The sequence below is a fragment of the Falsiroseomonas sp. genome, from assembly GCF_051860665.1.
Classification (GTDB): Bacteria; Pseudomonadota; Alphaproteobacteria; order Acetobacterales; family Acetobacteraceae; genus Falsiroseomonas.
Genome location: NZ_JBHYDM010000022.1, coordinates 19,461 through 43,898, shown reverse-complemented (window position 1 = coordinate 43,898; position 24,438 = coordinate 19,461). Strand labels below are relative to the sequence as shown.

The 24,438-nt window shown below is 71.8% G+C and carries 26 protein-coding genes; 11 read left to right on the top strand and 15 right to left on the bottom strand.

Annotated features, from left to right (window positions below):
* The first annotated feature begins 18 nt into the window (after positions 1-18).
* Positions 19-873: a S1C family serine protease gene (locus ACTIF1_RS19215; protein ID WP_439598073.1), complete on the top strand. Its 855-nt coding sequence runs from the start codon at positions 19-21 to the stop codon at positions 871-873.
* Here the strand turns inward: ACTIF1_RS19215 and ACTIF1_RS19210 are convergent.
* The 7 genes from ACTIF1_RS19210 to ACTIF1_RS19180 all read right to left on the bottom strand — a co-directional run bounded on the left by ACTIF1_RS19210 (position 870) and on the right by ACTIF1_RS19180 (position 9,516).
* A complete protein-coding gene (locus tag ACTIF1_RS19210; protein WP_439598072.1) occupies positions 870-2,081 on the bottom strand; it encodes an O-antigen ligase family protein in 1,212 nt (403 codons plus the stop codon). The two genes, ACTIF1_RS19215 and ACTIF1_RS19210, sit on opposite strands and share 4 nt — an antisense overlap.
* Entirely contained in the window at positions 2,078-2,860 is a 783-nt protein-coding gene (locus tag ACTIF1_RS19205) for a glycosyltransferase family 2 protein (protein ID WP_439598071.1), read from the bottom strand. Before ACTIF1_RS19205 ends, ACTIF1_RS19210 begins: the two co-directional genes overlap by 4 nt.
* 206 nt (positions 2,861-3,066) lie before the next feature.
* The gene (ppdK, locus tag ACTIF1_RS19200) at positions 3,067-5,739 is read right to left on the bottom strand and encodes a pyruvate, phosphate dikinase (RefSeq protein WP_439598070.1); all 2,673 of its coding nucleotides are present in this window, start codon (positions 5,737-5,739) and stop codon (positions 3,067-3,069) included.
* 67 nt (positions 5,740-5,806) lie between these two features.
* Positions 5,807-7,948, bottom strand: a complete 2,142-nt coding sequence (glyS, locus tag ACTIF1_RS19195; RefSeq protein WP_439598069.1) for a glycine--tRNA ligase subunit beta — start codon at positions 7,946-7,948, stop codon at positions 5,807-5,809.
* A complete protein-coding gene (locus ACTIF1_RS19190) occupies positions 7,948-8,337 on the bottom strand; it encodes a type II toxin-antitoxin system VapC family toxin (protein WP_439598068.1) in 390 nt (129 codons plus the stop codon). The genes glyS and ACTIF1_RS19190 overlap by 1 nt, the downstream gene beginning before the upstream one ends.
* Positions 8,334-8,594, bottom strand: a complete 261-nt coding sequence (locus ACTIF1_RS19185; RefSeq protein WP_439598067.1) for a type II toxin-antitoxin system VapB family antitoxin — start codon at positions 8,592-8,594, stop codon at positions 8,334-8,336. The genes ACTIF1_RS19190 and ACTIF1_RS19185 overlap by 4 nt, the downstream gene beginning before the upstream one ends.
* Positions 8,595-8,646: 52 nt before the next feature.
* Complete coding sequence (locus ACTIF1_RS19180; RefSeq protein WP_439598066.1) at positions 8,647-9,516, bottom strand: glycine--tRNA ligase subunit alpha; 870 nt, start codon at positions 9,514-9,516, stop codon at positions 8,647-8,649.
* An 83-nt stretch (positions 9,517-9,599) separates the two neighbouring features.
* Here ACTIF1_RS19180 and ACTIF1_RS19175 point away from each other — a divergent pair, with 83 nt between their 5' ends.
* Positions 9,600-10,019: a ketosteroid isomerase-related protein gene (locus tag ACTIF1_RS19175; RefSeq protein ID WP_439598065.1), complete on the top strand. Its 420-nt coding sequence runs from the start codon at positions 9,600-9,602 to the stop codon at positions 10,017-10,019.
* On the opposite strand, the gene ACTIF1_RS19170 is transcribed toward ACTIF1_RS19175, so the two are convergent.
* Together ACTIF1_RS19170 and ACTIF1_RS19165 are read right to left on the bottom strand one after the other, a co-directional pair.
* Positions 9,985-10,389, bottom strand: coding sequence for a YybH family protein (locus tag ACTIF1_RS19170; protein WP_439598064.1), 405 nt, complete (start codon positions 10,387-10,389; stop codon positions 9,985-9,987). The genes ACTIF1_RS19175 and ACTIF1_RS19170 overlap by 35 nt on opposite strands.
* Before the next feature lie 43 nt (positions 10,390-10,432).
* Positions 10,433-11,119, bottom strand: coding sequence for an alpha/beta fold hydrolase (locus ACTIF1_RS19165; protein ID WP_439598063.1), 687 nt, complete (start codon positions 11,117-11,119; stop codon positions 10,433-10,435).
* Positions 11,120-11,173: 54 nt separating this feature from the next.
* On the opposite strand from ACTIF1_RS19165, the gene ACTIF1_RS19160 reads away from it, so the two are divergent.
* Positions 11,174-11,263 carry a tautomerase family protein gene (locus ACTIF1_RS19160; RefSeq protein ID WP_439598062.1) on the top strand — a complete coding sequence of 30 codons (90 nt, stop codon included), beginning with the start codon at positions 11,174-11,176 and terminating at the stop codon, positions 11,261-11,263.
* A gap of 108 nt (positions 11,264-11,371) precedes the next feature.
* Here the strand turns inward: ACTIF1_RS19160 and ACTIF1_RS19155 are convergent, their stop codons facing one another.
* Positions 11,372-12,181 (bottom strand): substrate-binding domain-containing protein, encoded by an 810-nt coding sequence (locus ACTIF1_RS19155; RefSeq protein WP_439598061.1) that lies wholly within the window; start codon positions 12,179-12,181, stop codon positions 11,372-11,374.
* 71 nt (positions 12,182-12,252) lie between these two features.
* On the bottom strand, positions 12,253-13,071 hold the full coding sequence (locus ACTIF1_RS19150; RefSeq protein ID WP_439598060.1) for a S49 family peptidase: 819 nt from the start codon (positions 13,069-13,071) through the stop codon (positions 12,253-12,255).
* Between the two features lie 101 nt (positions 13,072-13,172).
* On the opposite strand from ACTIF1_RS19150, the gene ACTIF1_RS19145 reads away from it, so the two are divergent.
* From ACTIF1_RS19145 to ACTIF1_RS19135, 3 genes are all read left to right on the top strand, one after another.
* Positions 13,173-14,372, top strand: a complete 1,200-nt coding sequence (locus ACTIF1_RS19145) for an FAD-dependent oxidoreductase (protein WP_439598059.1) — start codon at positions 13,173-13,175, stop codon at positions 14,370-14,372.
* Complete coding sequence (locus ACTIF1_RS19140) at positions 14,369-14,992, top strand: isochorismatase family protein (RefSeq protein ID WP_439598058.1); 624 nt, start codon at positions 14,369-14,371, stop codon at positions 14,990-14,992. Before ACTIF1_RS19145 ends, ACTIF1_RS19140 begins: the two co-directional genes overlap by 4 nt.
* A gap of 157 nt (positions 14,993-15,149) precedes the next feature.
* Positions 15,150-15,320, top strand: coding sequence for a HigA family addiction module antitoxin (locus tag ACTIF1_RS19135; protein ID WP_439598057.1), 171 nt, complete (start codon positions 15,150-15,152; stop codon positions 15,318-15,320).
* 4 nt (positions 15,321-15,324) lie between these two features.
* Here ACTIF1_RS19135 and ACTIF1_RS19130 read toward each other — a convergent pair whose 3' ends face one another.
* Together ACTIF1_RS19130 and ygfZ are read right to left on the bottom strand one after the other, a co-directional pair.
* Positions 15,325-16,053, bottom strand: a complete 729-nt coding sequence (locus ACTIF1_RS19130) for a phosphotransferase (protein WP_439598056.1) — start codon at positions 16,051-16,053, stop codon at positions 15,325-15,327.
* Positions 16,050-16,874, bottom strand: coding sequence for a CAF17-like 4Fe-4S cluster assembly/insertion protein YgfZ (gene ygfZ, locus ACTIF1_RS19125; RefSeq protein ID WP_439598055.1), 825 nt, complete (start codon positions 16,872-16,874; stop codon positions 16,050-16,052). Before ygfZ ends, ACTIF1_RS19130 begins: the two co-directional genes overlap by 4 nt.
* Before the next feature lie 94 nt (positions 16,875-16,968).
* Here ygfZ and ACTIF1_RS19120 point away from each other — a divergent pair, with 94 nt between their 5' ends.
* The 3 genes from ACTIF1_RS19120 to asnB are packed head-to-tail and all read left to right on the top strand — an operon-like array spanning position 16,969 to position 20,681.
* Entirely contained in the window at positions 16,969-17,871 is a 903-nt protein-coding gene (locus tag ACTIF1_RS19120) for a glycosyltransferase family 9 protein (protein WP_439598054.1), read from the top strand.
* Positions 17,868-18,917, top strand: coding sequence for a glycosyltransferase (locus tag ACTIF1_RS19115; protein ID WP_439598053.1), 1,050 nt, complete (start codon positions 17,868-17,870; stop codon positions 18,915-18,917). Before ACTIF1_RS19120 ends, ACTIF1_RS19115 begins: the two co-directional genes overlap by 4 nt.
* Positions 18,918-20,681, top strand: a complete 1,764-nt coding sequence (gene asnB, locus ACTIF1_RS19110) for an asparagine synthase (glutamine-hydrolyzing) (RefSeq protein WP_439598052.1) — start codon at positions 18,918-18,920, stop codon at positions 20,679-20,681. It begins immediately after the preceding gene.
* A 7-nt stretch (positions 20,682-20,688) separates the two neighbouring features.
* Here asnB and ACTIF1_RS19105 read toward each other — a convergent pair whose 3' ends face one another.
* Positions 20,689-21,183: a DUF29 domain-containing protein gene (locus tag ACTIF1_RS19105; protein WP_439598051.1), complete on the bottom strand. Its 495-nt coding sequence runs from the start codon at positions 21,181-21,183 to the stop codon at positions 20,689-20,691.
* 53 nt (positions 21,184-21,236) lie between these two features.
* Here ACTIF1_RS19105 and ACTIF1_RS19100 point away from each other — a divergent pair, with 53 nt between their 5' ends.
* Together ACTIF1_RS19100 and ACTIF1_RS19095 are read left to right on the top strand one after the other, a co-directional pair.
* Positions 21,237-22,559, top strand: coding sequence for a dihydroorotase (locus tag ACTIF1_RS19100; protein ID WP_439598050.1), 1,323 nt, complete (start codon positions 21,237-21,239; stop codon positions 22,557-22,559).
* A 72-nt stretch (positions 22,560-22,631) separates the two neighbouring features.
* On the top strand, positions 22,632-23,999 hold the full coding sequence (locus tag ACTIF1_RS19095) for a hypothetical protein (protein WP_439598049.1): 1,368 nt from the start codon (positions 22,632-22,634) through the stop codon (positions 23,997-23,999).
* A 6-nt stretch (positions 24,000-24,005) separates the two neighbouring features.
* On the opposite strand, the gene ACTIF1_RS19090 is transcribed toward ACTIF1_RS19095, so the two are convergent.
* Positions 24,006-24,380 carry a hypothetical protein gene (locus ACTIF1_RS19090; protein ID WP_439598048.1) on the bottom strand — a complete coding sequence of 125 codons (375 nt, stop codon included), beginning with the start codon at positions 24,378-24,380 and terminating at the stop codon, positions 24,006-24,008.
* Between the last annotated feature and the right edge of the window lie 58 nt (positions 24,381-24,438).

Here is a 24,438-nt window from a genome sequence, read left to right as displayed (position 1 = left end):
TCGGCATGGTGGAAGAACATGCACCGCTCCCTCACGCTGCTCCCCGCCCTGCTGCTCGGCCTGCTGGCGGGCGGCGACGCCCTCGGCCAGGGCAAGCCCCCGCCGGCCGGCCAGCCCGGCGCCCGATCCGGCTTCCCGCCCCTGCCCACCACCAAGCCCCCCGCCTTGCCACCCGTGGGGGTTCCGGGCGGCGTGCCGGGACCGCAGGCGGGCAAGCCAGGCAGCCCACCCTCCGCCGGCTCCGGGCGCATGGTTTCCTCCGGCACCGGCTTCGTGGTGGCGCAGGGCCGGGCGCTCACCAACGCGCATGTCGTGGACCGCTGCCGCGCCGTCCGCGTCCGCACCGCATCGGGCCAGGATGTCAGCGCCCGGGTGCTGCGCTCGGACCGCGAGCGCGACCTCGCGCTGATCGAGGTGCCGCCCGATTCCGGCCCGCCCCTGGCCTTCCGCCGGGAGATGAACATCCGCCGGGGCGAGGGGGTGGTGACCTACGGCTTCCCGCTCGCCGGCATGCTCTCCTCCGGCCCCACCCTGACCACGGGGGAGGTCTCGGCCCTGGCCGGCCTGGCCGATGACCAGCGCCAGTTCCAGATCTCCGCCCCGGTGCAGCCCGGCAATTCGGGCGGGCCACTGCTGGACCTGTCCGGCCAGGTGGTGGGCGTCATCGTCTCCAAGCTGAACGCCGCCCGCGTGGCGCAGCGCACCGGCGATATCCCGCAGAACGTGAACTTCGCGGTGAAGGGCAACGAGGCGGTCGAATTCCTGCGCGCCGCCGGGGTCACGCCCAGCCTCGCCGCCGGCCCGCCACGCACCGCCGCCGAGGTGGGCGAGATCGCCCATCCCTCGACGCTGTTCATGCGCTGCATGGGCTAGGTTTTACGAAGCGCCCCCGCCACGACCGCGGCCAGCAGGACGGAAGCCACCCACCAGGGCTGCCAGACACCGAAGGAAAGCTGCCCCGTCACCACGGCCGAGACCGCCATGCCGAAGCCGGCCGGGCTGGCGCCGGCCGCCAGCAGCGCTGCCGCCCCCAGCGCCGCGCCCAGCAGCGCCCCCACCAGCCCCAGCTCCAGCCAGATCTGCAGGGCCGCGTTATGGGTATGCAGCGGCAGGCGCCGCGCCGAGGGCAGGCCGAACCAGTGCCGCGCCTCGGGCGAATTCAGCCCATAGCGGTCCAGGGTCTCCACGCCGAAAGTATCGCTGCCCCCCGGAATGGCGCGGCTGGATTCCATCCCCCAGCCGAGCAGCGGCTTTTCCGCGATGCGATCCACCACGAAATCCCAGATCAGCACCCGATGCGCGGCGGAGCGCGGGATCGGCTCCAGCGAGGGCGCCTGGGACAGGCCGAAGGCGAAGACCAGCGGCGCGGCCAGGCTGAAGGCGGCAAAGGCCAGCGCCGCCAGCCGCGGCGCCGCCCGCGGCAGCAAGGCCACCGCGCCGGCCGCCACCAGCCCCGCCACCGCCGCGATCTTGGCCGAATCCGCCGGCAGCCACAGCGCCACCGCCAGCCCCGCCGCCAGCAGCACCGCCCGCAGCGCCCAGGCCATGGGCACCGCGACCACCAGCGGCAGCAGCAACACCATCAGGGAAACCGCCGGCTTCAACCCGAAACTGATCGCCGGCATCTCCGGAAAGCCGCGCACCGCCAGCCGCAGCCAATTGCCCGTCGCATGATCCAGCGCCGCCAGCGCGAGCCCCAGCGCCAGACCCCCCGCCAGCGCGAAAGCCAGCCGGCGCCCGGCCGCCTCCTCAGCCAGGGCGCGCGCCGTCATCAGCGCCAGGCCCAGCAGCGCCGCCAGCCCGCCGATGGTCTGCAAGGCCCGAACCGGCTCCGGCGACCACAGCGCCGCCACACCGCACCAGCCCAGCAGCGCCACCGCCAGCCAGGCCACCGGGTTCATGCGCGGCCAGGGCCAAGCCCCCCGCGCCAGGCGATGCGTCACCACCGCCGCCAACAGCGCCAGCGTCACCGCCAGGGCCATGGTCCGGAACTGCAGCACGGCCATCGCCGGCGCCACGGCCAGCAGCACCGCCACCGGCGTCGCCGCACTCCGCCGCCAGGGCATCACCTCAGCCTTCATGAACGGCGCCCCCCATGCCGCTCCGGCTCCAGCCGCGCCTTCAGATAGGACAGCAGCGGAAAAGCGCCCGTGCAGAAGGCCAGCAGCACGCCCCAGCCCCCCTCCCGATATCCCTTTCGGCTCACATAGGACTTGAAGCCGCGCGAGACGAAACGCCGCAGATTGCCGGCCAGGGACCCGATATCCCCACTCGCCAAAAGATCCGCCGCCTTGGCCGAGGAATACTTGTCCAGCCGCCGCAGCATGTCCGAGACATCCCGGTCGACCAGATGCACCAGCGCCCCCTGCTCGATCCGCGGCCCCTCCTGCCCCACCCAGTCCAACCCCGGATGCACCCGCTGCGCCCGCCACCGCTTGGCCCCGCGCCGGAACAGCCGCGGCACGGACGTCGTGCCGAAACTGCCGGCCCAGCCATGCCGGATCAGCCGATCCCCCACATAATTATCGACCCGCACCTGATGCCAGGCGAAACCCGACTCGCCGATCACACGCCGAATGGCCACCGCCAGATCCGGACTGACCCGCTCATCCGCATCCACCTCCAGCACCCAGTCGCCCGTGCAGGCGCCGATGCCGAGATTCCGGCGCTCCCCCTCCAACTCCCAGGCACCCTCCAACACCACAGCCCCGGCCGCCCGCGCCAATTCCGCAGAGCCATCCGTGCTGCGATCCAGCACCACCACCACCTCATCCGCAAAGGCCACCGACGCCAGACACGCCGGCAATCGCTGCTCCTCATTCCGCGCCACAATCAGCGCAGACAGGCGGGGGTGGGACATCGGGGTGGCCTCGGAAGGGCGTGAAGGTGGGCGCGGGTGGTTGCAAGGAGGGCTCTGCCCTCCCTGCACCCTCCCGCGAAGGGGCAGTGGCCCCTTCGAACCCTCGCCTACCCCTGAATGGGTTTCCAAAGGGACCCCTGTCCCTTTGGCGGGGGTGCAGGGGGCAGCGCCCCCTGCAATCAACAGCGCCGACCTTCGGTGCCGTCTCAGGCCGTCCGATCCCCGCCCGTGCCGGTCAGGGCTGCCTGGGCCGCCGCGAGGCGGGCGACGGGGACGCGGTAGGGGGAGCAGGAGACGTAGTCGAGGCCGGTGGCGCCGCAGAAGTGGATGGAGGCGGGGTCGCCGCCGTGTTCGCCGCAGATGCCGAGTTTCAGGTCGGGTTTGGTCTTGCGGCCGCGTTCGGCGGCGATCTGCACCAGGGCGCCGACGCCATCGATGTCGATGGAGACGAAGGGGTCTTTCGGCAGGATGCCCTTCTCGACGTAGAAGGGCAGGAACTTGCCGGCGTCGTCGCGGGAGAGGCCGAAGACGGTCTGGGTCAGGTCGTTGGTGCCGAAGGAGAAGAAGTCCGCGGATTCGGCGATGCTGTCGGCGATCAGGGCGGCGCGCGGCAGTTCGATCATCGTGCCGACCTGGTAGAGGATGTGGAACTTGGTTTCCGCGAAGACTTCCTGGGCCACGCGGTCGACCAGGGCGCGCAGGATTTCGAGTTCGCGGCGCAGGGCGACGAGCGGGATCATGATTTCCGGCACGGGCGCCTTGCCGGTTTCCTGGGCGATGGCGATGGCCGCTTCGAAGATGGCGCGGACCTGCATCTCGTAGATTTCGGGATAGGTCAGGCCGAGGCGGCAGCCGCGGTGGCCGAGCATCGGATTGGCTTCGGACAGGTCGGCGGCGCGGCGCTGCATGGCCGCGACATCGGCGCCCAGGCTTTGCGCCACTTCGGCGATTTCGCTGTCCTTGTGCGGCAGGAATTCGTGCAGCGGCGGGTCGAGCAGCCGGATGGTGACGGGCAGCCCCGCCATGATCCGGAACAGCTTGAGGAAATCCTCGCGCTGGAAGGGCAGGAGGCGGGAGAGGGCGTCGCGGCGGCCGTCCTCGGTATCCGCCATGATCATCTGGCGGACGGCGCCGATGCGCTCCGGGTCGAAGAACATGTGCTCGGTGCGGCAGAGGCCGATGCCCTCGGCGCCGAATTTGCGGGCGGTTTCGGCGTCCAGCGGGGTTTCGGCATTGGCGCGCACCTTCATCTTGCGCACGCCATCGGCCCATTCCATCAGGGTGGCGAAGTCGCCGGAAAGCTGCGGCTCGATCATCGCCACGGTGCCCGCAAAAACCTCGCCGGTGGCGCCGTCCAGCGTGATGGTCTCGCCGGCCGCCAGGCGCTTGCCGCCGGCGGTCAGGGTCTGGCCGGCATAGTCCACGGTGACGGAGCCGGCGCCGGCGACGCAGGGCCGGCCCATGCCGCGGGCCACCACGGCGGCGTGGCTGGTCATGCCGCCGCGGGTGGTGAGGATGCCGCGGGCGGCGTGCATGCCGTGGATGTCCTCGGGCGAGGTCTCGATGCGGACCAGGATGACGGCCTCGCCCTTGGCGGCGCGGGCCTCGGCCTCATCCGCCGAGAAGACGATGACGCCGCAGGCCGCGCCGGGGCTCGCGGGCAGGCCCTTGGCGATGGCCTTGCGCGGCGCCTTGGGGTCCAGCGTCGGGTGCAGCAGCTGGTCCAGCGCCTTGGGGTCGACGCGCTTGATCGCCTCGGTGCGGTCGATCAGACCTTCGCGGGCCATGTCGACGGCGATCTTGAGGCTGGCGGCGGCGGTGCGCTTTCCGTTGCGGGTCTGCAGCATGTACAGCTTGTTCTGCTGCACCGTGAACTCGATGTCCTGCATATCCGCATAGTGCTTCTCGAGCTTTTCGCGGACGGCGACGAGCTCGGCATAGGCCTTCGGCATGGCGACTTCCATGCTGCGCTCACCGGGCTTGGCGCGGGATTCGGCCATGGGCTGCGGCGTGCGGATGCCGGCCACCACGTCCTCGCCCTGGGCGTTGATCAGGTATTCGCCGTAGAAGAAATTCTCGCCGGTGGAGGGGTCGCGGGTGAAGCAGACGCCGGTGGCGCAATCCTCGCCCATATTGCCGAAGACCATCGCCTGGACGTTCACGGCGGTGCCCCATTGCGCGGGGATGTCGTGCAGGCGGCGATAGGTATTGGCGCGCGGGTTCATCCAGCTGCCGAAGACGGCGCCGATCGCGGCCCAGAGCTGCGCATGCGGGTCCTGCGGGAAGGGCTTGCCCGTCACCTCCTCGACCATGTCCTTGTAGCCGGCGACCACGCGGTGCCAGTCCTGGGCGGTGAGGTCGGTATCCTCGGACACGCCGGCATCGAGCTTCACATGCTCGATGATTTCCTCGAAACGGTGATGGTCGACGTCGAGCACGACGGAGCCGAACATCTGGATGAAACGCCGGTAGCTGTCCCAGGCGAAGCGCGCATCGCCGGAGGCGGCGGCCAGGCCTTCCACGGTGGCATCGTTCAGGCCGAGGTTCAGCACCGTGTCCATCATGCCGGGCATGGAGACGCGGGCGCCGGAGCGGACGGAGACGAGCAGCGGCTTGTGGTGGTCGCCGAACTTCGCGCCGACCGCGGCTTCCACCCGGGCGAGGGCGGTGTCGACGGCGGCGCGCAGCTCCGGCGGGTAGGACTGGCCGTGATCGTAGTAGTAGGTGCAGACCTCGGTGGTGATGGTGAAGCCGGGGGGCACCGGCAGGCCGATGCTGGCCATCTCGGCCAGGTTCGCGCCCTTGCCGCCCAGGAGATTGCGCATATCCGCACGGCCTTCGTTATGGCCGGCGCCGAAGCTGTAGACCCATTGAGTCATTGGACGGCGTTCTCCTGTTTGGACTGTTACGGAGCCTCCCAGGGGAGTGGGAGGGGGGCGCCGTGGCTCAGCCTTCGATCCTGGAAAAGTCTGCGACCGTATCCATGCCGCCCCTGAGCCGTGCGAGCAAGCGCAGCCGGTTGGCGCGGGTTGCGGGCGCGGGGTCGTTGACGATGACCTTTTCGAAAAATGCGTCGAGCGGGGCGCGGAGCGCGGCCAGGGCGGACATGGCGGCGCCGAAGTTTTCGGCAAGCAAGGCCTGGGCGACCAGGGGCTCGGCCTGGTCGAGCGCCGCGGCCAGCGCCTGCTCCTCCGGCGCCACCAGCAGGGCCGGGTCGATGGGGCCGGCGTGGGGGCCGTCCTTCTTGTCCTCGATCCGCAGGATATTCGCCGCACGCTTGGCGGCGGCCAGAAGGTTGGGGCCGTCCGGGCCTTCCACCAGCGCCTTCAGCGCCTCGGCGCGGGCCAGCAGGCGCAACAGGTCGTCCTCCCCGCCCTGGCCGAAGGCGGCGGCCACCAGGTCGTGGCGCGCGCCCTCGGCGCGGAGCTGGACGCGGAGGCGTTCGGCGAGGAAGTCCAGCAGCCCGGCGGCGAAGGCGGCGACCATGGGCGGATGGGCACCGCGGGGGGCGGGCTGCCAGCCGGTCTTCAGCTTGTCCTGCGCGACGGCCATGCCGAATTCGGGGTTCGCGGTTTCGCCCAGCGCCTGCGGGAAGCCGAAGAAGGCCTCGGCCAGGGCGTCTTCCAGGCGCAGCCGCAGGCGGTTCTCGCGGATGATGCGGATGATGCCGAGGGCGGCGCGGCGCAGCGCAAAGGGGTCGCCGGAGCCGGTCGGACGTTCATCGACGGCGAAGAAGCCGGCGAGCATGTCGAGCTTGTCGGCCAGTGCCACGGCGATGGCGACGGGCTCGCTCGGCACCGCATCGCCCGGGCCGAGCGGCCGGTACTGCGTACCGATCGCCTCCGCCACCAACGGGTTCTCGCCCTGGTGCAGCGCGTAGTAGCGGCCGATGGTGCCCTGCAATTCGGGGAATTCGCCGACCAGGCCCGAGGCGAGATCCGCCTTGGCCAGTTTTGCGGCCCGCGCAGCCAGCGCCGGATCGGCGCCGACATGCGGCGCCAGCCAGCGCGCCAGCCGCTCCAGCCGCGCCACCCTTTGCCCCTGGGTGCCGAGCTTCGCATGGAAGACCACCGACTCCAGCTTCGGCAGGAAATCCTCCAACCGCTGCTTGCGGTCCTGGTCCCAGAAGAAGCGGGCGTCGGAGAGGCGGGCGCGCAGCACGCGCTCATTGCCCGCGATCAGCGTGGTGCCGCCATCGGTCGCGGCGATATTGGCGACCAGGCCGAAGAAGGGCGCGGCGCCGCCTTCCGGCTTCGTCATTGAAAAATAGCGCTGGTTCACGCGCATGGTGGTGCGCATCAGCTCCGGCGGCAGGTCCATGAAGGCGTCATCGATGCGACCCAGCAGCGGCACCGGCCATTCGACCAGCCCGGCCACCTCCTCCAGCAGCCCGCGATCCGGCACCACGGCGATGCCCTGTTCGGCGGCCAGTTTTGCCAGGCCCTGCTCGATCAGCGCCATGCGCGCGCCGGCATCCGGCTCGACGAAGCGGGCGCGGAGGCCGGCCTCATAGTCGGCCAGGCCCGTCACCGCAAAAACGCGGTTCTCGCTGGCCATGATGCGATGGCCTTCCGTCAGATTGCCGCTCGCCATGCCCGGCAGGGCCTCGATCGCGAAGGGCACCACGGCGCCGTCGAGCAGACACAGGATGCGGTGCAGCGGGCGGACCCAGGTGAAGGGGCCGTTCCAGCGCATGGATTTCGGCCAGCCGAAATTCTGCACCAGCCCCGGCAGCACCTGCGCCAGCAGCGCGGCGGCGGCGATGGTCTCGCCCGGCTTCTGGAGCACCCAGAAGCCGTTCTGCTCCACCAGCTGCTCCCGCGTTGCGCCATGCTTGCGCAGGAAGCCGTCCAGCGCCGCAGGCGGCGCGGCGGTGCGCGGCCCGCGCTCCTCCTTGCCCTCGGTGGTCACCTCGGCGCGCAGCGTGGCGGAGAGGCCAATGCGCCGCGGCCCGTAGAAGGGTTTCGGTGCGCCTTCCAGCAGCGGCGCCGCGGCGGTGGCGAAGACCTTGGCAAGGTCCTCGGCACCTCGCGCCTGCATGCGCGCCGGAATTTCCTCGCAAAAGAGTTCGAGCAGAAACTCCGGCATCAGATCGCGGCCTTCACATCGGTCTCGGAAAAATCGGTGCCCTTGAACAGCAGCGGCGCATTGCGCTCCCGCGCCAGGGCATAGGCGAAGCAGTCGCCGAAATTCAGGCCGGCCTTGTGGCGGCCCTTGCCGAAGCGGCGCCAGGCGTCCAGCGCCAGCCGCGCCTGGGCCTCGGTGAAGGGCACCACCTCCGCCTCCGCATCCACCAGGATCCGGTCGACGCGCGACCGGATCGCGGGGCCCGCCTTGCCCTCGGCCACCATGCCCAATTCCAGCAAGGTGGCGGCGGAGATCGCCACTTCCGGCGCCTCGGACAGCAGCGCGGTGAAGCGCTCGGCTTCCGGCTCCTGCTGCAGGATGGCCATGAAGGCGGAGGTATCGACGATCACCTGGGCAGGCCGTTCTCGTCGTAGAGGTCGCTGTGGTCGCTGCTGCTGCCCGGCGGGAACAGCCTGGCGGAGTCCCGCCCGGTCGCCATCAGCGCCTCGTACTTCCGGCGCACCTTGTCCTCCCGCGCCGCACGCTCCGCGGCCAGGCGGCCCTGCACCGCCTCGCGCAGCGCGGCGGTGGTGCTGGTGCCCAGCAACTCCGCCAGCGCCTTGGCATCGGCGATCAGCGCATCGTCCTTGATGTTCAACTGGCCCATGGCGCCCTCATGGTAGAATGGCGGTGCATCATGGTAGAAAGACCCGACAAAGTCACGCGGTCTCGCCCGCGACCCAGGCCTCGCAGCAGCCCTTCGCCAGGGCCCGGACGCGGCCGATATAGGCGGCGCGCTCTGTCACGCTGATCGCGCCGCGGGCGTCCAGCAGGTTGAAGCGGTGAGACGCCTTGATGCACTGGTCATAGGCCGGCAGCGCCAGCGGCGGGTCATAGGCCAGCAGCGACTGGCATTCCTTCTCCGCATCCGCAAAGTGCTGGAACAGCATCGCGGTATCGGCGCCGGTGAAATTGTGGTGGCTGTATTCGACCTCGGCGCGGCGAAACACCTCGCCGTACTTCACGCCGCGGCCGTTGAAATCCAGCTCGTAGACGTCGTCCACATCCTGGATGAACATCGCCAGGCGTTCCAGCCCGTAGGTCATCTCGAAGGAGGGCACCTCGCAGGTGATGCCGCCGACCTGCTGGAAATAGGTGAACTGGCCGACCTCCATCCCGTCGCACCAGATCTCCCAGCCCAGCCCCCAGGCGCCGAGCGTCGGGCTTTCCCAGTCATCCTCGACGAAGCGGAAGTCATGCTTCATCGGATCGAGGCCCAGGTCGCGATAGCTGGCCAGCAGCAGGTCCTGCGCATCGGCCGGGCTCGGCTTCATGATGACCTGGTACTGGTAGTAGTGCTGCAGCCGGTTCGGGTTCTCGCCGTAGCGGCCATCCGACGGCCGGCGGGAGGGCTGCACATAGGCGGCCGACCAGGGCTTCGTGCCCAGCGCCCGCAGCGTGGTGGCCGGGTGGAAGGTGCCGGCGCCGACTTCCATGTCATAGGGCTGCAGGATCAGGCAGCCCTGCGCGCTCCAGAAATTGTGGAGGCGCAGGATGATGTCCTGGAAGGAGGGTGGTTTTGCGGACATGCCGGGTGCGGGTCTTGCCGGGGAGGTTTCGACCGCTTCAATACCCCCCCGCCGGGTAAACCGGCAAGCAAGGGGCCCCGTGCATGACCGAGACCGAGCGCCTGATCCGCGCCTATTACGACGCCTTCAATGCCGGCGACCGCGCCGCCATGCTGGCCCTGCTGACCGAGGACGTGGTCCATGACCCGAACCAGGGCGCCCGCCGCACCGGCAAGCCGGCTTTTTCCCAGTTCATGGCGCAGATGGACGCCGCCTATGCCGAGACTCTCGCGGACCTGGTCGTGATGGTCGATGCCACCGGCACCCGCGCCGCCGCCGAATTCACCGTGCTCGGCCAGTATCTCCGCACCGAGGAAGGCCTGCCCGAGGCCAATGGCCAGCGCTACGCCCTGCCCGCCGGCGCCTTCCTGACGATCCGGGCGGGAAAAATCGCCCGCATCGCCACCCACTACAACCTGCCGGACTGGATCAGGCAGGTGTCGACTCAGCCGGGCCCGGCGTAAGCAGGTTCGCATCCCGCGCCAGCCGCCAGGCGCCATCCGGCCCACGGCGGAAAATGGAGAGCGTGCTGCCGGCCATGTGCTTCATGACCCCGCCATGCCAGGGGGTGACGGCGACATTCACCTGGCCGCGCACCCAGGCGAGGTTCCCCTGCACCTCCACCTCCTGCACCGTGCTGGCGCCCTCGATGCGGACGCCCTGCATGGATTGGGCGGCGGCCAGGAAGGCCTCGCGGCCGAAGGCCTCCTGGCCCGGGACCATGAAGACCACGTCCTCCGTCATCAGCCCGGCGACGGTCTCCAGGTCCCCGGCGCGGGTCGCGTCGAACCAGCGCTGGACCAGCTGGCGGATATCGGCTTCGTCCTGGGTCATCGGGCAGCCTTCTGGGGATGCGGCGCGCCTCTCTCGCCCCGGATCAGGCTTGGCGCAATGCTGGCCCGGTGAAATCGAGGATCAGCCGGGCGAGTTCCCCCGGCGCCTCGATGGGAATCATGTGGCCGCTGCCCTCGATGATGCGGAGCTGGGCGCCCGGGATGCCGGCCGCCAGTTCCTGCGACTCCGCCACGCTGCGCAGCGCATCCTGGGCGGCGGCCACCACCAGGGTCGGACAGGCGATTTCGCCCAGGCGCGTGTCGAAGGCGGGGCGGGGGAGCAGCGACTGCCGCCCGAAAACCTCCCCGCCCAGCCGGTCCCCCATGCCGCGCAGCCGGTCCACCAGCGCGGCATCCCCGGCGCGGTCCGGATGCAGGCCGCGGGCGATGGCGCTGCGGCTCATCCCGCGAAAAGCCCGGCCGGAGATCGCGCCGCGCCGCGCCTGCTGCGAAGCACTGTCGCCGCGCGCCGAGGTCGCGACCAGCACCAGGGCCTGCACGCGCCCGGGCGCCATCCGCGCCACCTCGCGCGCGACAAAACCGCCCATGGAGAAGCCGACCAGCACGAACTGGGCGGGCGCTCCGGCCAGCACACGCTCCGCCATTCCCTCCAGCGTGCCGTCCTGGAACAGGTCGCCATGATGGATGGGGCCGAGGGGGGCCAGCAGCGGCGCCATCTCGTCCCAGAGCCCGGCATCCAGCATGAAGCCGGGCAGCAGCACTACCGCCACGCGCTTGGCCTCCGCCGCCAGGGGACGCAGGATGCGGGGGAAAAGGAGACCATCATGCCCGAGATCATCATCTATGCCGTTGCCGGCCGCACCACCGAACAGAAGCGCGGCCTGGTCAAGGACATGACGGAGGCGATGGTGTAGAATTTCGGCGTGGCGGCCGAGGCGGTGACGATCCAGATCGTCGAGGCGGCAAAGGATTCGAAGGCGAAGGGCGGCGTCCTGTTCAGCGAGCGGTAGCGCCCCCCGCCTTCAACTTCCGGTGCCGGACTGCGGCAGGATGGCGGCCCGGAAGCCGAGCGTGCCCAGCCGCGCCCCGCCCTGTTCCCAGGCCATGCGCCGGGCCAGCGCCACCACCGGGGCGGTGGCATCCGCCATATGCGCGACGAAGAAGCGCTTCATCACCAGCCAGTCCCGCCCATCCGCCAGGCCCTGCACCGGTACCTGCGCGATCTGGCGCCGTTCCGTCATCGCCTGGCCCAAGGTGATGAAGCCGAGCGTGCCGGCCTCCCGCTCGATCGCCTCGCCATTGTTCTGCGCCGTGCGCGCGGTGCGCGGGCCGGGCCGCGCCAGCATTGCCTGCACCGCCGCCGCCATCTCGGGGGAGACGGAGGCCAGCTCGGCATTGTCGATCTCCGGCGCCGTGCGGCGGATGACGGTGACGGGCCGCCCATCCGGCCAGTTCGGCCGGCTGCCATCCATCAGCCCCATCAGGCTGGCGATCTCGATCGGTGCCGGCGGGGCGGGGCCGGCGCGGGTGGCGGCGACCAGCGGACTGTCGCCCAGATGCAGCGCCTGCATGCCGGCCGCGCGCTCCTCCGCATTGGGCGGGCGGGCGAAGAGGGCGAGCTGGATGGTGCCATCGCGCAGCGCCTGCAGCCCGCCGCGGGTGCCGAGGCTGTCCAGCACCTCCGCGCCCGGCTGGCCTTCCACCAGCAGCCGCGCTGCCGCGAGGACCGGGCCGCTGCCGCCGATGACGAGGGGCTCCGCCGCGCGGGCCCGGTGCGAAAGGGCCAGGGCCGGCAGGGCCAGCACCAGGCGACGGGGAAGGAGGTGCGCCATTTTGGTGGGCTCCCGCTGCGGAAGCCCCGAGACTGGCAGCAGATTTCTTTCCGGCCCGTAAACGGTCCGCGCTACAGCCCCAGCCGCGCCCAGGCCGCGCGGTCCTCCACCGCCGCCATGGCGCCTTCCGCCAGGGCGGCACCCGAGAGCAGCCGCAACGGCCAGGGTGGGCGGCGCGGGCCGATGGCCAAAAGCTGCGCCTTCTCGCCATGCCGGGCGCGGAGCTCCGCCGTCACCTCCCCCAGCCGGTCGGCCAGGCCCAGCTCCACGGCCCGCCGGCCGGACCAGAAGCGGCCGCTGAACAGCTCCGATTCGGGCGCCTTCAGCCGGGTGCCGCGCCGGCTGCGCACCCAGTCCCGGAAGGTCTCGTGCAACTCGGCCAGCAGCTGCTCCAGCCGCGCCACATCCTCCGGCCGCTCCGGGCCGAAGGGATCGAGAAAACTTTTCTCACTGCCGGCCGTGTGCATCCGGCGGCGCACACCGATCCGGCCGATGGCATCCTCCAGCCCGAAGCCGGCGCTGATCACGCCGATGGACCCCAAAATGCTGGCGGGGTCGGCCACGATCTCATCCGCCGCACAGGCGAGCCAATAGCCGCCGGAGGCCGCGGCATCCTCGACATAGGCGGTGACCTTCACCTTCTTCTGGTCGGCCAGCCGGCGGATGCGCTGCGCCACCAGGCTGGACTGCACCGGCGACCCGCCGGGCGAATTGATCACCAGCGCCAGCTCCGCCAGCCGCTTGATGCCAAAGGCGCGGTCGATCAGCGGGCCGGTGGCCTGGGCGCTGATGCCGGGGCCAGCGAAGGCACTCGCCCCGCGGGCGGCGATGACGCCGGACAGGCGCAGCACGGCGATGCGGGGCGGCTTGGACAGGAAGGGGAGGTTCATCCCCCTCAGATGCGCCGCGCCCGCGCCCAGACAAGCGGCCAGCCCCCTTTCCCGGAACCCGCCGAGGCGTCATTGTCCGGACAACACAGCCGAGTATGCCCATGGCCAAGCCCCTTCCCGTCCTCATCGCCGGTGCCGGCCCCGTCGGCATGGTTGCCGCCGCCTATCTGGCCGGAGAGGGTATTCCCGTGACCGTGGTGGAGCAGGCGAAGGACCTGCCGACGGATCTCCGCGCCTCCACCTTCCACCCGCCGACGCTCGACATGCTCGGCAAGTTCGGCGTGGTGGAGAGCCTGGTGGAACAGGGGCTGGTCTGCCCGAACTGGCAGTTCCGCGACCGCGCCACCGGCCCGATCGCCACCTTCGACATGGGCCTGCTCTCGGCCGATACGAACCATCCCTACCGGCTGCAATGCGAGCAGTGGAGGCTGACGCAGATGCTGCGCGACCGCATGGCGGCGAATCCGGACGTCACCTTCATCTACGATGCGCGCGCGGCCGATGCGGCGCAGGATGCCGATGGCGTGACGCTGACCATCGAGCGCGCGGATGGCAGCACGGAGAAGCTTTCGGGTTCCTACCTGATCGGCGCCGATGGCGCGCGCAGCGCCGTGCGCCGCGCGGTGGGCACCGAATTCCGCGGCCAGACGATCCCGGAGATCTTCCTGTCGCTGTCGACCACCTTCCCCTTCCATGAGGCGATCCCGGACCTCGCCGATATCTCCTACATCTCCGACCCCGAGGAATGGTTCGTGCTGCTGCGCACCGCCTCCCTCTGGCGCGTGCTCTTCCCGACAGATCCGACCGAGACGGAGGAGGCGATGACGGCGCCGGCGCGGATGAATGCGCGGCTGCAGGCGGTGGTGCCCAATCCGGCGGGCTACGAGGTGGTGCATCGCACCGGCTACCGGGTGCATGAGCGGGTGGTGGACGACTATGTCCATGGCCGCATCTTCCTCGCCGGCGACGCCGCCCATATCAACAACCCGCTCGGCGGCATGGGCATGAATGGCGGCATCCACGATGCCTTCAACCTGGCCGAGAAGCTGACCAAGGTCTGGCAGGGCGCGCCGCTGGAGAGCATGGGCCGCTACCAGCGCCAGCGCCGCAAGGTGGCGCTCGACGTCGTGCAGCAGCAGGCGCTGCGCAACCGGCAGATCCTGAACCAGCGCGACCCCGCGGTGCGCCAGGCCTATCACGACGAGCTGCGCGCAACCGTCGCCGATCCCGCGAAGCACCGCGCCTATCTGCTGCGCTCCTCGATGATCCAATCCCTGCGCGACCTGGAGAACGTGGCATGAGCGGACATCCCGAGGCCGAGATCTACCACCGCCAGGGCATGGGCCAGACCGCCGGCATGGGAAAGCGGCCGGCGCTGGTCATGGTCGATTTCGTCGTGGGTTTTGCCGATCCCGCGCATTTCGGCGGCGGCAATATCGGGCCGGCCATCGAAGAGACGGTGAAGCTGCTCGCCTTCGCGCGGGCCCACAAATGGCCGGTGGCGCATACCCGCGTGGTCTATGCGGATGACGGGTCCGATGCCGGCGTCTTCACGCTGAAGGCGCCGTCCCTGCTGAAGCTGACCGAGCATTCGCCGCTATCGCAGATCGTGCCGGAGCTAACCCCGGTGGCCGGCGAGCACATCGTCCGCAAGCAGGGCGCCAGCGGCTTCTTCGACACCAACCTCGCGAGCTGGCTGCGCTACCAGGGCGCCGATACGCTGGTGGTCACCGGCTGCACGACGTCCGGCTGCGTGCGCGCCACGGTGGTGGACAGCCTGCAGCACAATTTCCGGACCATCGTGGCGACCGATTGCGTCGGCGACCGCGCGATCGGGCCGCATGAGGCGAACCTCTTCGACATGGGCCAGAAATACGCGGATCTGATGACGCGGGCGGAGATCGAGGCGGCGGCGGGGTGAAGGGCATTCCGCGCGCCAAGCTGGAGGCTGGGCAGGTCGAGGCGTCCGACATCGACAGCGGCGCGCGCCTGGACGATGTAACGCCCGGGACCGTCCTGCGGGCCGAGTTCATGGACGGCTCGACCTCTCCGCCCTGCGGCTGGCGGGTGAGCTGGGGGTGCCGCCGAACCGCGTCACCGGCATCCTGAACGGCACCCGCACCATCACCGCCAAGACCGCGATCCTGCTGGGCCGGCGCTTCGGCAATACACCGCGCTTCTGGCTGAACCTGCAGCTGGACCACGACCTTGCGGCGGCGATGCGCGCCGCCGAGCGACAGGCGGCCTGAGAACCTACAGCGCCCCACCAAACAGCGCGGCATGCGCCGCCGTAAAGCGCATCTCGCGCTCCGACCAGTCGATCACCTCCTGGATCCTGGCCACCGGCGTCGGCGGCCCGTCGAACTGCGTCAGGCGGCTCTCCCACAGCGCCCTGTTCGCCGCCTGCCGCCGAAGGATCGCCGCGACCAGCGCCTGCCGCCCCGCCGCCTCCAGCCCATAGGCATCGACCAGGACCCGCAGCTGAAGCGCCTGGATTTCGGGCGGCCCGCGGTCGGGGCGGGAGGAGAGGCACCAGCTCCAGCCCATATAGGCCAGGTCCTCCAGCGGCTCGCCCGGCGCGGCATAGTCGAAATCGATGAAGGCGACCGGGCGACCGGCCTGGAACACCGTGTTGTTCGGCCCGGCATCGTGGTGGCAGACCACCGGGCTGGCGCCTGCCAGGGCGCTGCCGCGCGTGGCCTCGTGGAAGCCGCGGAGCAGCCGCGCGGCGGCCGCCACCTGCCCGTCCGCGAAGTGGCGGAACTTCGCGGGCACCTCTCCGGGAATGAAGCTGAACACCTCCCGCCCCGCCTCGTCCCGGCCCAGATGGCGCGGCACGCCCGCGAGGCCCGCCCGTTCCAGGTGGTGCAGCAGGTGCCGCACGAAATCGGAAGAAGCTTTGCGTGGGCGCCGCACCGTCGCGCCGATGCGCACCACGTCCCGCGTGTCGCGGCCGCCCGAAAGCGGCTCCTCCCGGGTCACGCCACCGGCGCGGGCAGCTTCATCCAGCCGGGCACGCGCGGCGTCAGCACCGCGCCGCCCGCGGTCAGCGCGCCGCCCGCCGCCAGCACATCCAGCCGCAGCAATGCCAGGCCGTGGCCATCGCGGGCCGAGCGCATCTCGCCCACCTCCACACCCTCCCGCAGCACCGGCGTGCCGCGCGGCGGCAGGCCGCCTTCCACCGTCACCGGCACGATGCGGCGCTTCAGCAGGCCGCGATACTTGGTCCGCGCCGTCAGCTCCTGGCCCATGTAGCAGCCCTTGGTCCAGGACACGCCACCGAGCTCATCGAAGCCGCCTTCCAGCAGCACGGATTTCTCCGGCTCCAGGTCGCGGGAGCCGTCGGGCAGGCCGAGGCGCAGGCGGTGCAGGTCCCAATCGGCCTCCTCCGCATCCGCGGCGGGAACCAGGGGGGACAGGCCGCGCCAGCCGGCCTCCGGCAGCCGCGGATCCGGCGCCGCCAGCAGGCCGGCCGGCGGCACGCTGTCGCCCCAGCCGGCCATCACGGCAAATTCGGTGGAGGCCTCGCGCAGCGTCACCTTGGCGCGCAGCCGGAAGCGCGTCAGGCGCTGAACCAGCATCGGCGCCTGCGCCGCCTCCACATCCAGCAGCAGGCGCTCGCCCTCCGCCATCACGAAGAAATCGGCCAGCCACTTGCCCTGCGGGGTCAGCAGCGCGGCCCAGACCGCGCGGCCGGGGCCGGCGGCGGCGACGTCGTTGGAGACAAGGCCCTGCAGGAAGGCGATGCGGTCGGGTCCCGCCACCTCCACAACGCCACGTCCGGTCAGATGGGCTATCGGCATGCAGCCGAGATGGGCCAGCCCCTGCGCCGATGCAATCTCCCCGATGGCCCCCGGTTGGGGCGATTCCGGCGGGTGTGCTATGCGCGGGCCCTGCATGCGCATCCTTTTCGTCACCGCCACCCGGATCGGCGATGCGGTCCTCTCCACCGGGCTGCTGGACCATCTGCTTCGCACCCATCCCGGGGCGCGGATCACGGTCGCCTGCGGCCCGGCGGCGGCCGGGATCTTCGCCCGCATGCCGGGGCTGGAGCGGCTGATCGTGCTCGCCAAGCGTCGGCTTTCGCTGCATTGGCTCGACCTCTGGCGCCAGGTGGCGACCACGCGCTGGGACCTGGTGGTGGATCTGCGCGCCTCGGCGCTGGCCTGGATGGTGCCGGCGCGGCGCCGGCTGACGGGCAAGGGCGGCCGGCGCGCAGGCCATCGGCTGGTCCATCTGGGCGCGCTGCTGAACCTTTCGCCGCCGCCGCTGCCCGTGGTCTGGACCGCGCCGGAGGATGAGGCCCGGGCCAAAATCCTCCTGCCCGGCGGTCCCTGGCTGGTGCTCGGGCCCACCGCCAATTGGTCCGAAAAGGTCTGGCCGGCGGATCGCTTCGTGCATGTGGCCAGGGCGCTGACGGCGCCAGGCGGCAGCCTGGCGGGGGCGCGCATCGCGGTCCTCGGCGCGCCCGGCGCGCTGGAGCGGGAGATGGCGGCGCCGGTGCTCGCCGCCTTCCCGGAGGCCGTGGACCTGGTCGGCCGGCTGAGCCTGCCCGAAGTGGCCGCGGTGCTGCGCCGCGCCGCGCTCTATCTCGGCAATGATTCCGGCCTGATGCATATGGCGGCCGCGGCCGGCGCGCCGACCCTGGGCCTGTTCGGCCGCAGCAGCGCCGCGGAATACGGCCCCTGCGGCCCGCGTGCCTTGGCGGTGGAGGCCGATGGCCCGCCATTCGAATCGCCGATGACCGACCTGCCCCAATCCCGCGTGCTGGCCGCGGCCAACCGCCTGCTCGCCGCATGAGGGTGGCGCATATCATGGCCGGCGCCGTGCAGGGCGGCGCCGAGGGGTTCTTCGAGCGCCTGGTCCTCGCCCAGCACCATGCCGGCCTGGACGTGCTGGCGGTGATCCGGCGCGAACCCGGCCGCGCCGCGCGGCTTGCGGCCGGGGGGCTGGCGCCGCTGCAGCTCGGCTTCGGCGGGCCGCTGGACTGGCTGACGGCGGGCCGGCTGCGGCGCGCGCTGCTCGGCTTCCGGCCGCAGGTGGTGGTGGCCTGGATGAACCGCGCCGCCGGCTTCGCCCGCGCGGCCAGCCGGCCCGGGGATGGCTGGGCCATGGCCGGGCGGCTGGGCGGCGCCTATGCGCTGCGGCACTACGGCGCCTGTGACCTGCTGGCCGCCAATACCCAGGGCCTGTGTGACTGGATCGCAGCGCAGGGCTGGCCGGCCGACCGCGTGCGGCTGGTGCCCAATTTCGCCGCGGACCTCGCCGGCGCACCCCCCGCCACCCTGCCCCTTCCGCCCGGCGCGGTGCCCCTGCTGGCCATGGGCCGCCTCCACCCCAACAAGGATTTTTCCACGCTGCTCCGCGCGCTGGCGCTGTTGCCGCCGTCAGTCCATCTCGCCTTGGCGGGCGAGGGGCCGGAGCGGACGGCGCTGGAAGGGCTGGCCGGGGAACTGGGCCTGGGTGGACGGGTGGCCTTCCTCGGCTGGCGCCAGGATGTCGGCGCGCTGCTCGCCGCCAGCCGCATGCTGGTGGTGCCGTCGCGCATCGAGCCGCTGGGCAATGTGGTGCTGGAAGGCTTTTCGGCCGCCCGCCCCGTGGTGGCGACCGCGGCGGATGGGCCGCGCGAGGTGATGCGGGACGGCGAGACGGGCCGGCTGGTGCCGATCGGCGACCACGCTGGCCTGGCGGAGGCGATTGCGGGCCTGCTGGACGACCCCGCGCGCGCGGGATCACTGGCTGCCGCCGGCCGTGCCGAATTCCTGGCGCGCCATGCGGAGGCGCCAGCCCTGGCCGCCTGGGCAAAATTCCTGGACGAAGCGGCGGCACGAAAGGACCGGGCCTAGATGTGCGGCATTGCCGGCCTGGCGCTGAAGCAGGGCCTGACGCCTGACCGGAAGATCCTGCACGCCATGCTCGCCGCGCTGGCGCATCGCGGGCCGGATGGGCAGGGCGTGCATGTCGCGGACAATGTCGGCCTGGCGCATAACCGCCTCGCCATCATCGACCTCGCCACCGGCGACCAGCCGCTGTTTGCCGGGCCCAGCACCCTCGTCGCCAATGGCGAGGTCTACAACTACATCGAGCTGCGCGAGGCGCATGCGCTGGTCTGCGCGACGGGGTCCGATTGCGAGCCGCCGCTGCACCTCTATCGCCGCGACGGCGTGGCGGCGATGGCGCAGGCGATGCGCGGTATGTACGCCATGGCGCTGCACGACCGCGCGACGCGCCGCCTGGTGCTGACGCGCGATCCCTTCGGCATCAAGCCGATGTACATCGCGGAAGTCGCCGGCGGCATCGCCTTCGCCTCCGAGCCCCAGGCGCTGCTGGCGGCCGGGCTGGTGCAGCCGGTGGTGCGGGCGGAGGCGCGGGACGAGCTGCTGCAACTGCAATTCACCACCGGCGCCGAGACCATCTTTGCCGGCATTTCTCGAATTCTTCCCGGCGAGACCGTGGTGATCGCCGATGGCGCGATCGTCGAGCGGCACCGTCGCGCCGCGCTGCCGGAGGGCGGGCCGGTGGCGGTGACGGAGGAGGAGGCGCTTTCGCGGCTGGACGCCGCCTTCGAGGACAGCGTGCGCCTGCACCAGCGCGCCGACGTGCCCTATGGCCTGTTCCTCTCGGGCGGCATCGATTCCGGGGCCGTGCTGGCGATGATGGCGCGCCTCAACAGCCAGCCCGTGCGCGCCTTCACCGCCAGCTTCGACGTGCCCGGCGCGGCCGATGAACGCGCCGCCGCGGAAGCCGCCGCCAAGGCGCATGGCGCGCGCCACACCACCATCACCGTGACCGAGGCCGAGGTCTGGCGCGAACTCCCGAAAATCGTGGCGGCGATGGATGATCCGGCGGCGGACTACGCCATCATCCCCACCTGGTTCCTGGCGCGTCGGGCGCGGCAGGATGTGAAGGTGGTGCTCTCGGGCGAGGGCGGCGACGAGCTGTTCGGCGGCTATGGCCGCTACCGCAGCGCCATGCGCCCCTGGTGGCTCTGGGGCCGCCGGCCGCGCGCCACCGGCGCCTTCGACCATGTGAAGGACGTGCTGCGCGACGCACCCCGCACCTGGCGGGACGGCATCACCGCTGCCGAGGCCGCCACCGCCCTGCCCGGCCGCACCCGCCTGCAGGCCGCGCAGGCCGCCGATATCGCCGACTGGCTGCCGAACGACCTTTTGGCCAAGCTGGACCGCTGCCTGATGGCGCATGCGCTGGAAGGCCGCACGCCCTTCCTCGACCCCGCCGTGGCGGAGGCCGCCTTCCGCCTGCCGGATTCGCTGAAGGTGCGCCGCCGCACCGGCAAATGGCTGTTGCGGGCCTGGATGGCGCGGCATGCGCCGGCTTCAAAACCCTTTGCGCCGAAGCAGGGTTTTACCGTGCCGGTCGCGGCCTGGATCGGCGGCGTGGGGGACCGCCTCGGCCCGCTGGTGGCGGCGCAGCCGGGGGTGGCGGAGGTGGCGAAGCCGGATCGCGTGGCCGCGCTGTTCCGGAATGCCGCCGGCGACAAGCACCGCGGCTTCGCCGCCTGGCACCTGCTGTTCTACGCGTTGTGGCACCGCGCGCATGTGGAGCGGCGGGATGTTTCGGGGGATGTCTGGCAGGTGCTGGGGGGGTGAGGCCGTCTCAGCCCGACGGCAGCCAGTCCTCGTCCAGCACCTGCCGGTCCGTCTCGTAGCGGCACCGCTCCTCCATCGCGGCGGCGTCGAGCGCCGTCAGCCGGTCCGGCGCCTCCTCCCGCAACTGGCGGCGGAGCTGGCGCAGGGCACGGGGCCAGACCACGTCCACGAATTCCTGCCGGCGCGCCCGCAGCGAGGGGCTGTCACGGAAGTCGATCTCCAGCTGCGCGCGGAAATTCGCCACCTCGCCAGCCCAATGCCCGCCGCGCGTGCTGCCGGCGGCCGGGTGAAATTCCAGTTTCAGCAGATGCAGCAGCAGCTGGTACAGCAGGGACTGCACCGCGCGCCGCTGCGACCCGCCCATATCCTCCACCTCCTCCGCCAGCTGCACGACATCGAGGCCGTTGGGGCGCAGCGCCTCCGGCCAGGCACGCAGCCGCGCGGCCTGGTCCTGGGTCCAGGCATACCAATCCTGTTCGTAGGGGATGGCTGTATCGGGCATGGCACCCGGATTATAGGAAGGCGGCATTGCCCGTCACAGAGGAAACCGCCGCCATGACCCAGACCTATGACCTCGTCCTGCGCGGCGGCACCGTGGTCCTGCCCTGGGGGATGGAGCAGGCGGATGTCGGCGTCCGCGCCGGCCGCATCGCCGCCATCGGCGACCTCCGCACCGCCGCCACCGCCGAGACCATCGACTGCACCGGCCTGCATGTGCTGCCCGGCCTGATCGACAGCCATGTCCACCTCCGCGAGCCCGGCGATGCGGCGGTGGAGACGATCGCCACCGGCACCAAGGCGGCCGTGCTCGGCGGCCTCACCACCGTCTTCGACATGCCGAACACCAACCCCTCGATCACGACGCGGGAGAAGCTGGACTGGAAGCGCGACTTGGTCGCCGGCCGCGCCTGGTGCGACATCGGCTTCTATGTCGGCGCCGCCAAGTCCAATATTCCCGAGCTTGCCGCGCTGGAAGCGGAGCCGAACGTCTGTGGCGTGAAGGTCTTCGCCGGCAGCTCCACCGGCGACCTGCTGGTGGAGGATGATGCCAGCCTCGAGGCCGTGATGCGCAGCGGGCGCCGCCGCATCAGCTACCACTCGGAGGACGAGTACCGCCTGCAGGCCCGCAAGCCCGCCTATACCAGCGGCATGCCGCACCGGATGCACGCCGAATGGCGCGACGTCGAATGCGCCTTCCTAGGCACGCGCCGCCTGATGGCACTCGCCCGCAAGACCGGCCGCCCCGCGCATATCCTGCACGTCTCCACCGCCGAGGAACTCGGCTACCTCAAGGACTTCCGGGACGTCTGCACGGTGGAGGTGCTGCTGAACCACCTGACCCAGACGGACGAGGCCTATGACCGCCTCGGCGGCTATGCCGTGATGAACCCGCCGATCCGCGACGCCCGCCACATGGCGGCCGCCTGGGCCGCGGTGGCCGATGGCACGGTGGACACGGTGGGCTCCGACCACGCGCCGCATAGCCGCGCGGCGAAGGAACGCCCCTGGCCGGATTGCGGCGCGGGGCTGACCGGCGTGCAGACCCTGGTGCCGTTGATGCTGGACCATGTGAATGCCGGGCGCCTGTCCCTGCCCCGCCTGGTGGACCTGCTGAATGCCGGCCCGGCGCGGGTCTATGGCCTTGTCGGCAAGGGCCGCATGGCCGCCGGCTACGATGCGGACTTCACCGTGGTCGACATGAAGAAGACCCGCACGATCGAGGAAAGCTGGATCGCCTCCCCCTGCGGCTGGACCCCCTTCGCGGGCCAGAGCTGCACCGGCTGGCCGGTGATGACCATCATCCGCGGCCAGGCGGTGATGCGGGAGGATGCGGTGCTCGGTGCCCCGCTCGGCACCCCGGCCCGCTTCGCGCCCTGACAGCACGCTCCATCAGCGGTTGAGACGGCCCGGCGCGGCTGGTAGAGCCGATCACGGGAAGCGGAGGCGGTGATGGCGCAGCAGGACGAACGAGTCGTGGATTGGGCGGCCCGGCTGCGGGCCTCCCTGGCGCCGAGCCAGGCCGGCACCCCGCCGACTCCACCCCCCCCAGCGGCGAAGCCGGAGCCGGCCGCGACCATCGAGGTGGCGGAGCCCCCCGCCGCCCGCACCACCCTCGCCGCGCTCAGCGCCGCGGCCGCGGCGGAGCCTCCGGATGCGCCGCCTCCGCCCGCGCTGCTGGCCGCGGCGCCACCCCCCGCGGCGGAGCCCGTGGCGCCCATCCCGCATGAACTCGGCCCGCTGGCCGCGCTGCTGACCCTGGCGCCGGAGGCCCCGCCCCTCGCCGTCCCGCCTGCGGAACCGGCCGCGCCGCCGGCCGGCGGGCTGCTCTCCTTCCTGGCGCAGCAGGCGCCCTCGCCGCCCGCGTCGCCGATCTGGGAGGGGCCGCTGCTCGGCGCCCTGGGCAAAGCGCCCCTGCCGCCGCCCGAAACCCCGCTGCCCGTCCCGGCGATGGCGAAGCAGGCGCCGGCTGGCGCGCAGGCGATCCTGGCCGCCAAGCCGGTGCTGCAGCCCGCCGCCCTGGCCCCGGCGCAGCCGGCCGGACCTGCGCCGGAACCCCCGGCCAAGCCTGCCAGGCCCCAGCCCGGCAAGACCCAGCCCGGCAAAACCCAGCCCGGCAAGCCCCAGCCCGGCAAGGCTGGCCTCGCCAAGGCCAGGCCCGGTGTGGAAGCGGAGGACCCGCTGGGCCCGCCGAGCCTCGCCGCCGCCTATCTGGCGGTGAACGGCACGCCCATGCCGGCCGAGGCAGCGACCGATGGCGCCGAATGGCTGGGCCTGGCGCGCAGCCTGGACCAGGCGAAGGACGGCTGGCGCGCCCTGTTCCTGGGCGCGGCGCAGACCGAACTGCCCCTGGCCGGCGCGCTGGCCGCCCGCAGCCGGGGCCTCGCCCCCGTGCTGCATGCGACCGAGGAGCATCCCGGCCATTTCGGCCGGCTGCTGGCGGCGCTGGAGGCGAAGGGGCTGGCGGAGGGCGAGACGCGGCTGCTGCAGGCGGCCGTCGCCGCCGATCCGGCCCGCCTGCCGCCGCGCGGCGCCCTGGCGCAGGAGCTGCTGGAGCGGCAGGCGGCCTGGGACTATGTCCGGCTCGGCGTGCCGCGGGTGATCATCGGGCTGCTCAGGCAGGCCCAGCCGCTGCTGGATGCGCGGGTGCGCTGGCTGCTGCTGCGGCCCGAGACGCGCGCCGAGGAAGCCGCCGCCATCAAGGCCCTGGGCGCCGCGAAATGGCGCCTGGTGGCGGAACGCCCGGCCCGGCTGCGGCTCGGCCGGCCCATCACCACGGCGCAGCCGGGCGTGCAGCTCTGGCGCGGCCCGCTGGCCTGAATCCCGTCACGGCGGATCGGCCACGCCGCGCTGGCCGGTCAGCGGCGGCACCGTCCAGCAATCGGTGGCGCCGAGGGAGCGGGTGCAGAAGGGCTGCGGCGGCGGCGGCGCGGCCTCCGGCGCGCACCAGCTCTCCCGCCGCTCCACCCGCACCAGGGAACAGTCCCGCCCGGTGACCAGGCTTGCGACATGATCGACCGGCGTCCGCCCAGTCAGGATCAGGGAGGCGCCGCTCGCCACCAGGACCGGCCCGGCGGTGGCGCCGACGGTGGGGCCGATCTGGCAGCCGCCCAGCAGCGGCAGGGCCAGCAGCAGCAGCCCTGCAGCCGCCCCCGGCGGCCAGCTTCGCGGCGGATTCGGGCGGGGGGCGAGGGGGCGCATGGGGGCAGGCTAAGCGTGCGGGCTTAACGTGGCCTGTATGGGCGGCTATGGTCCGCCC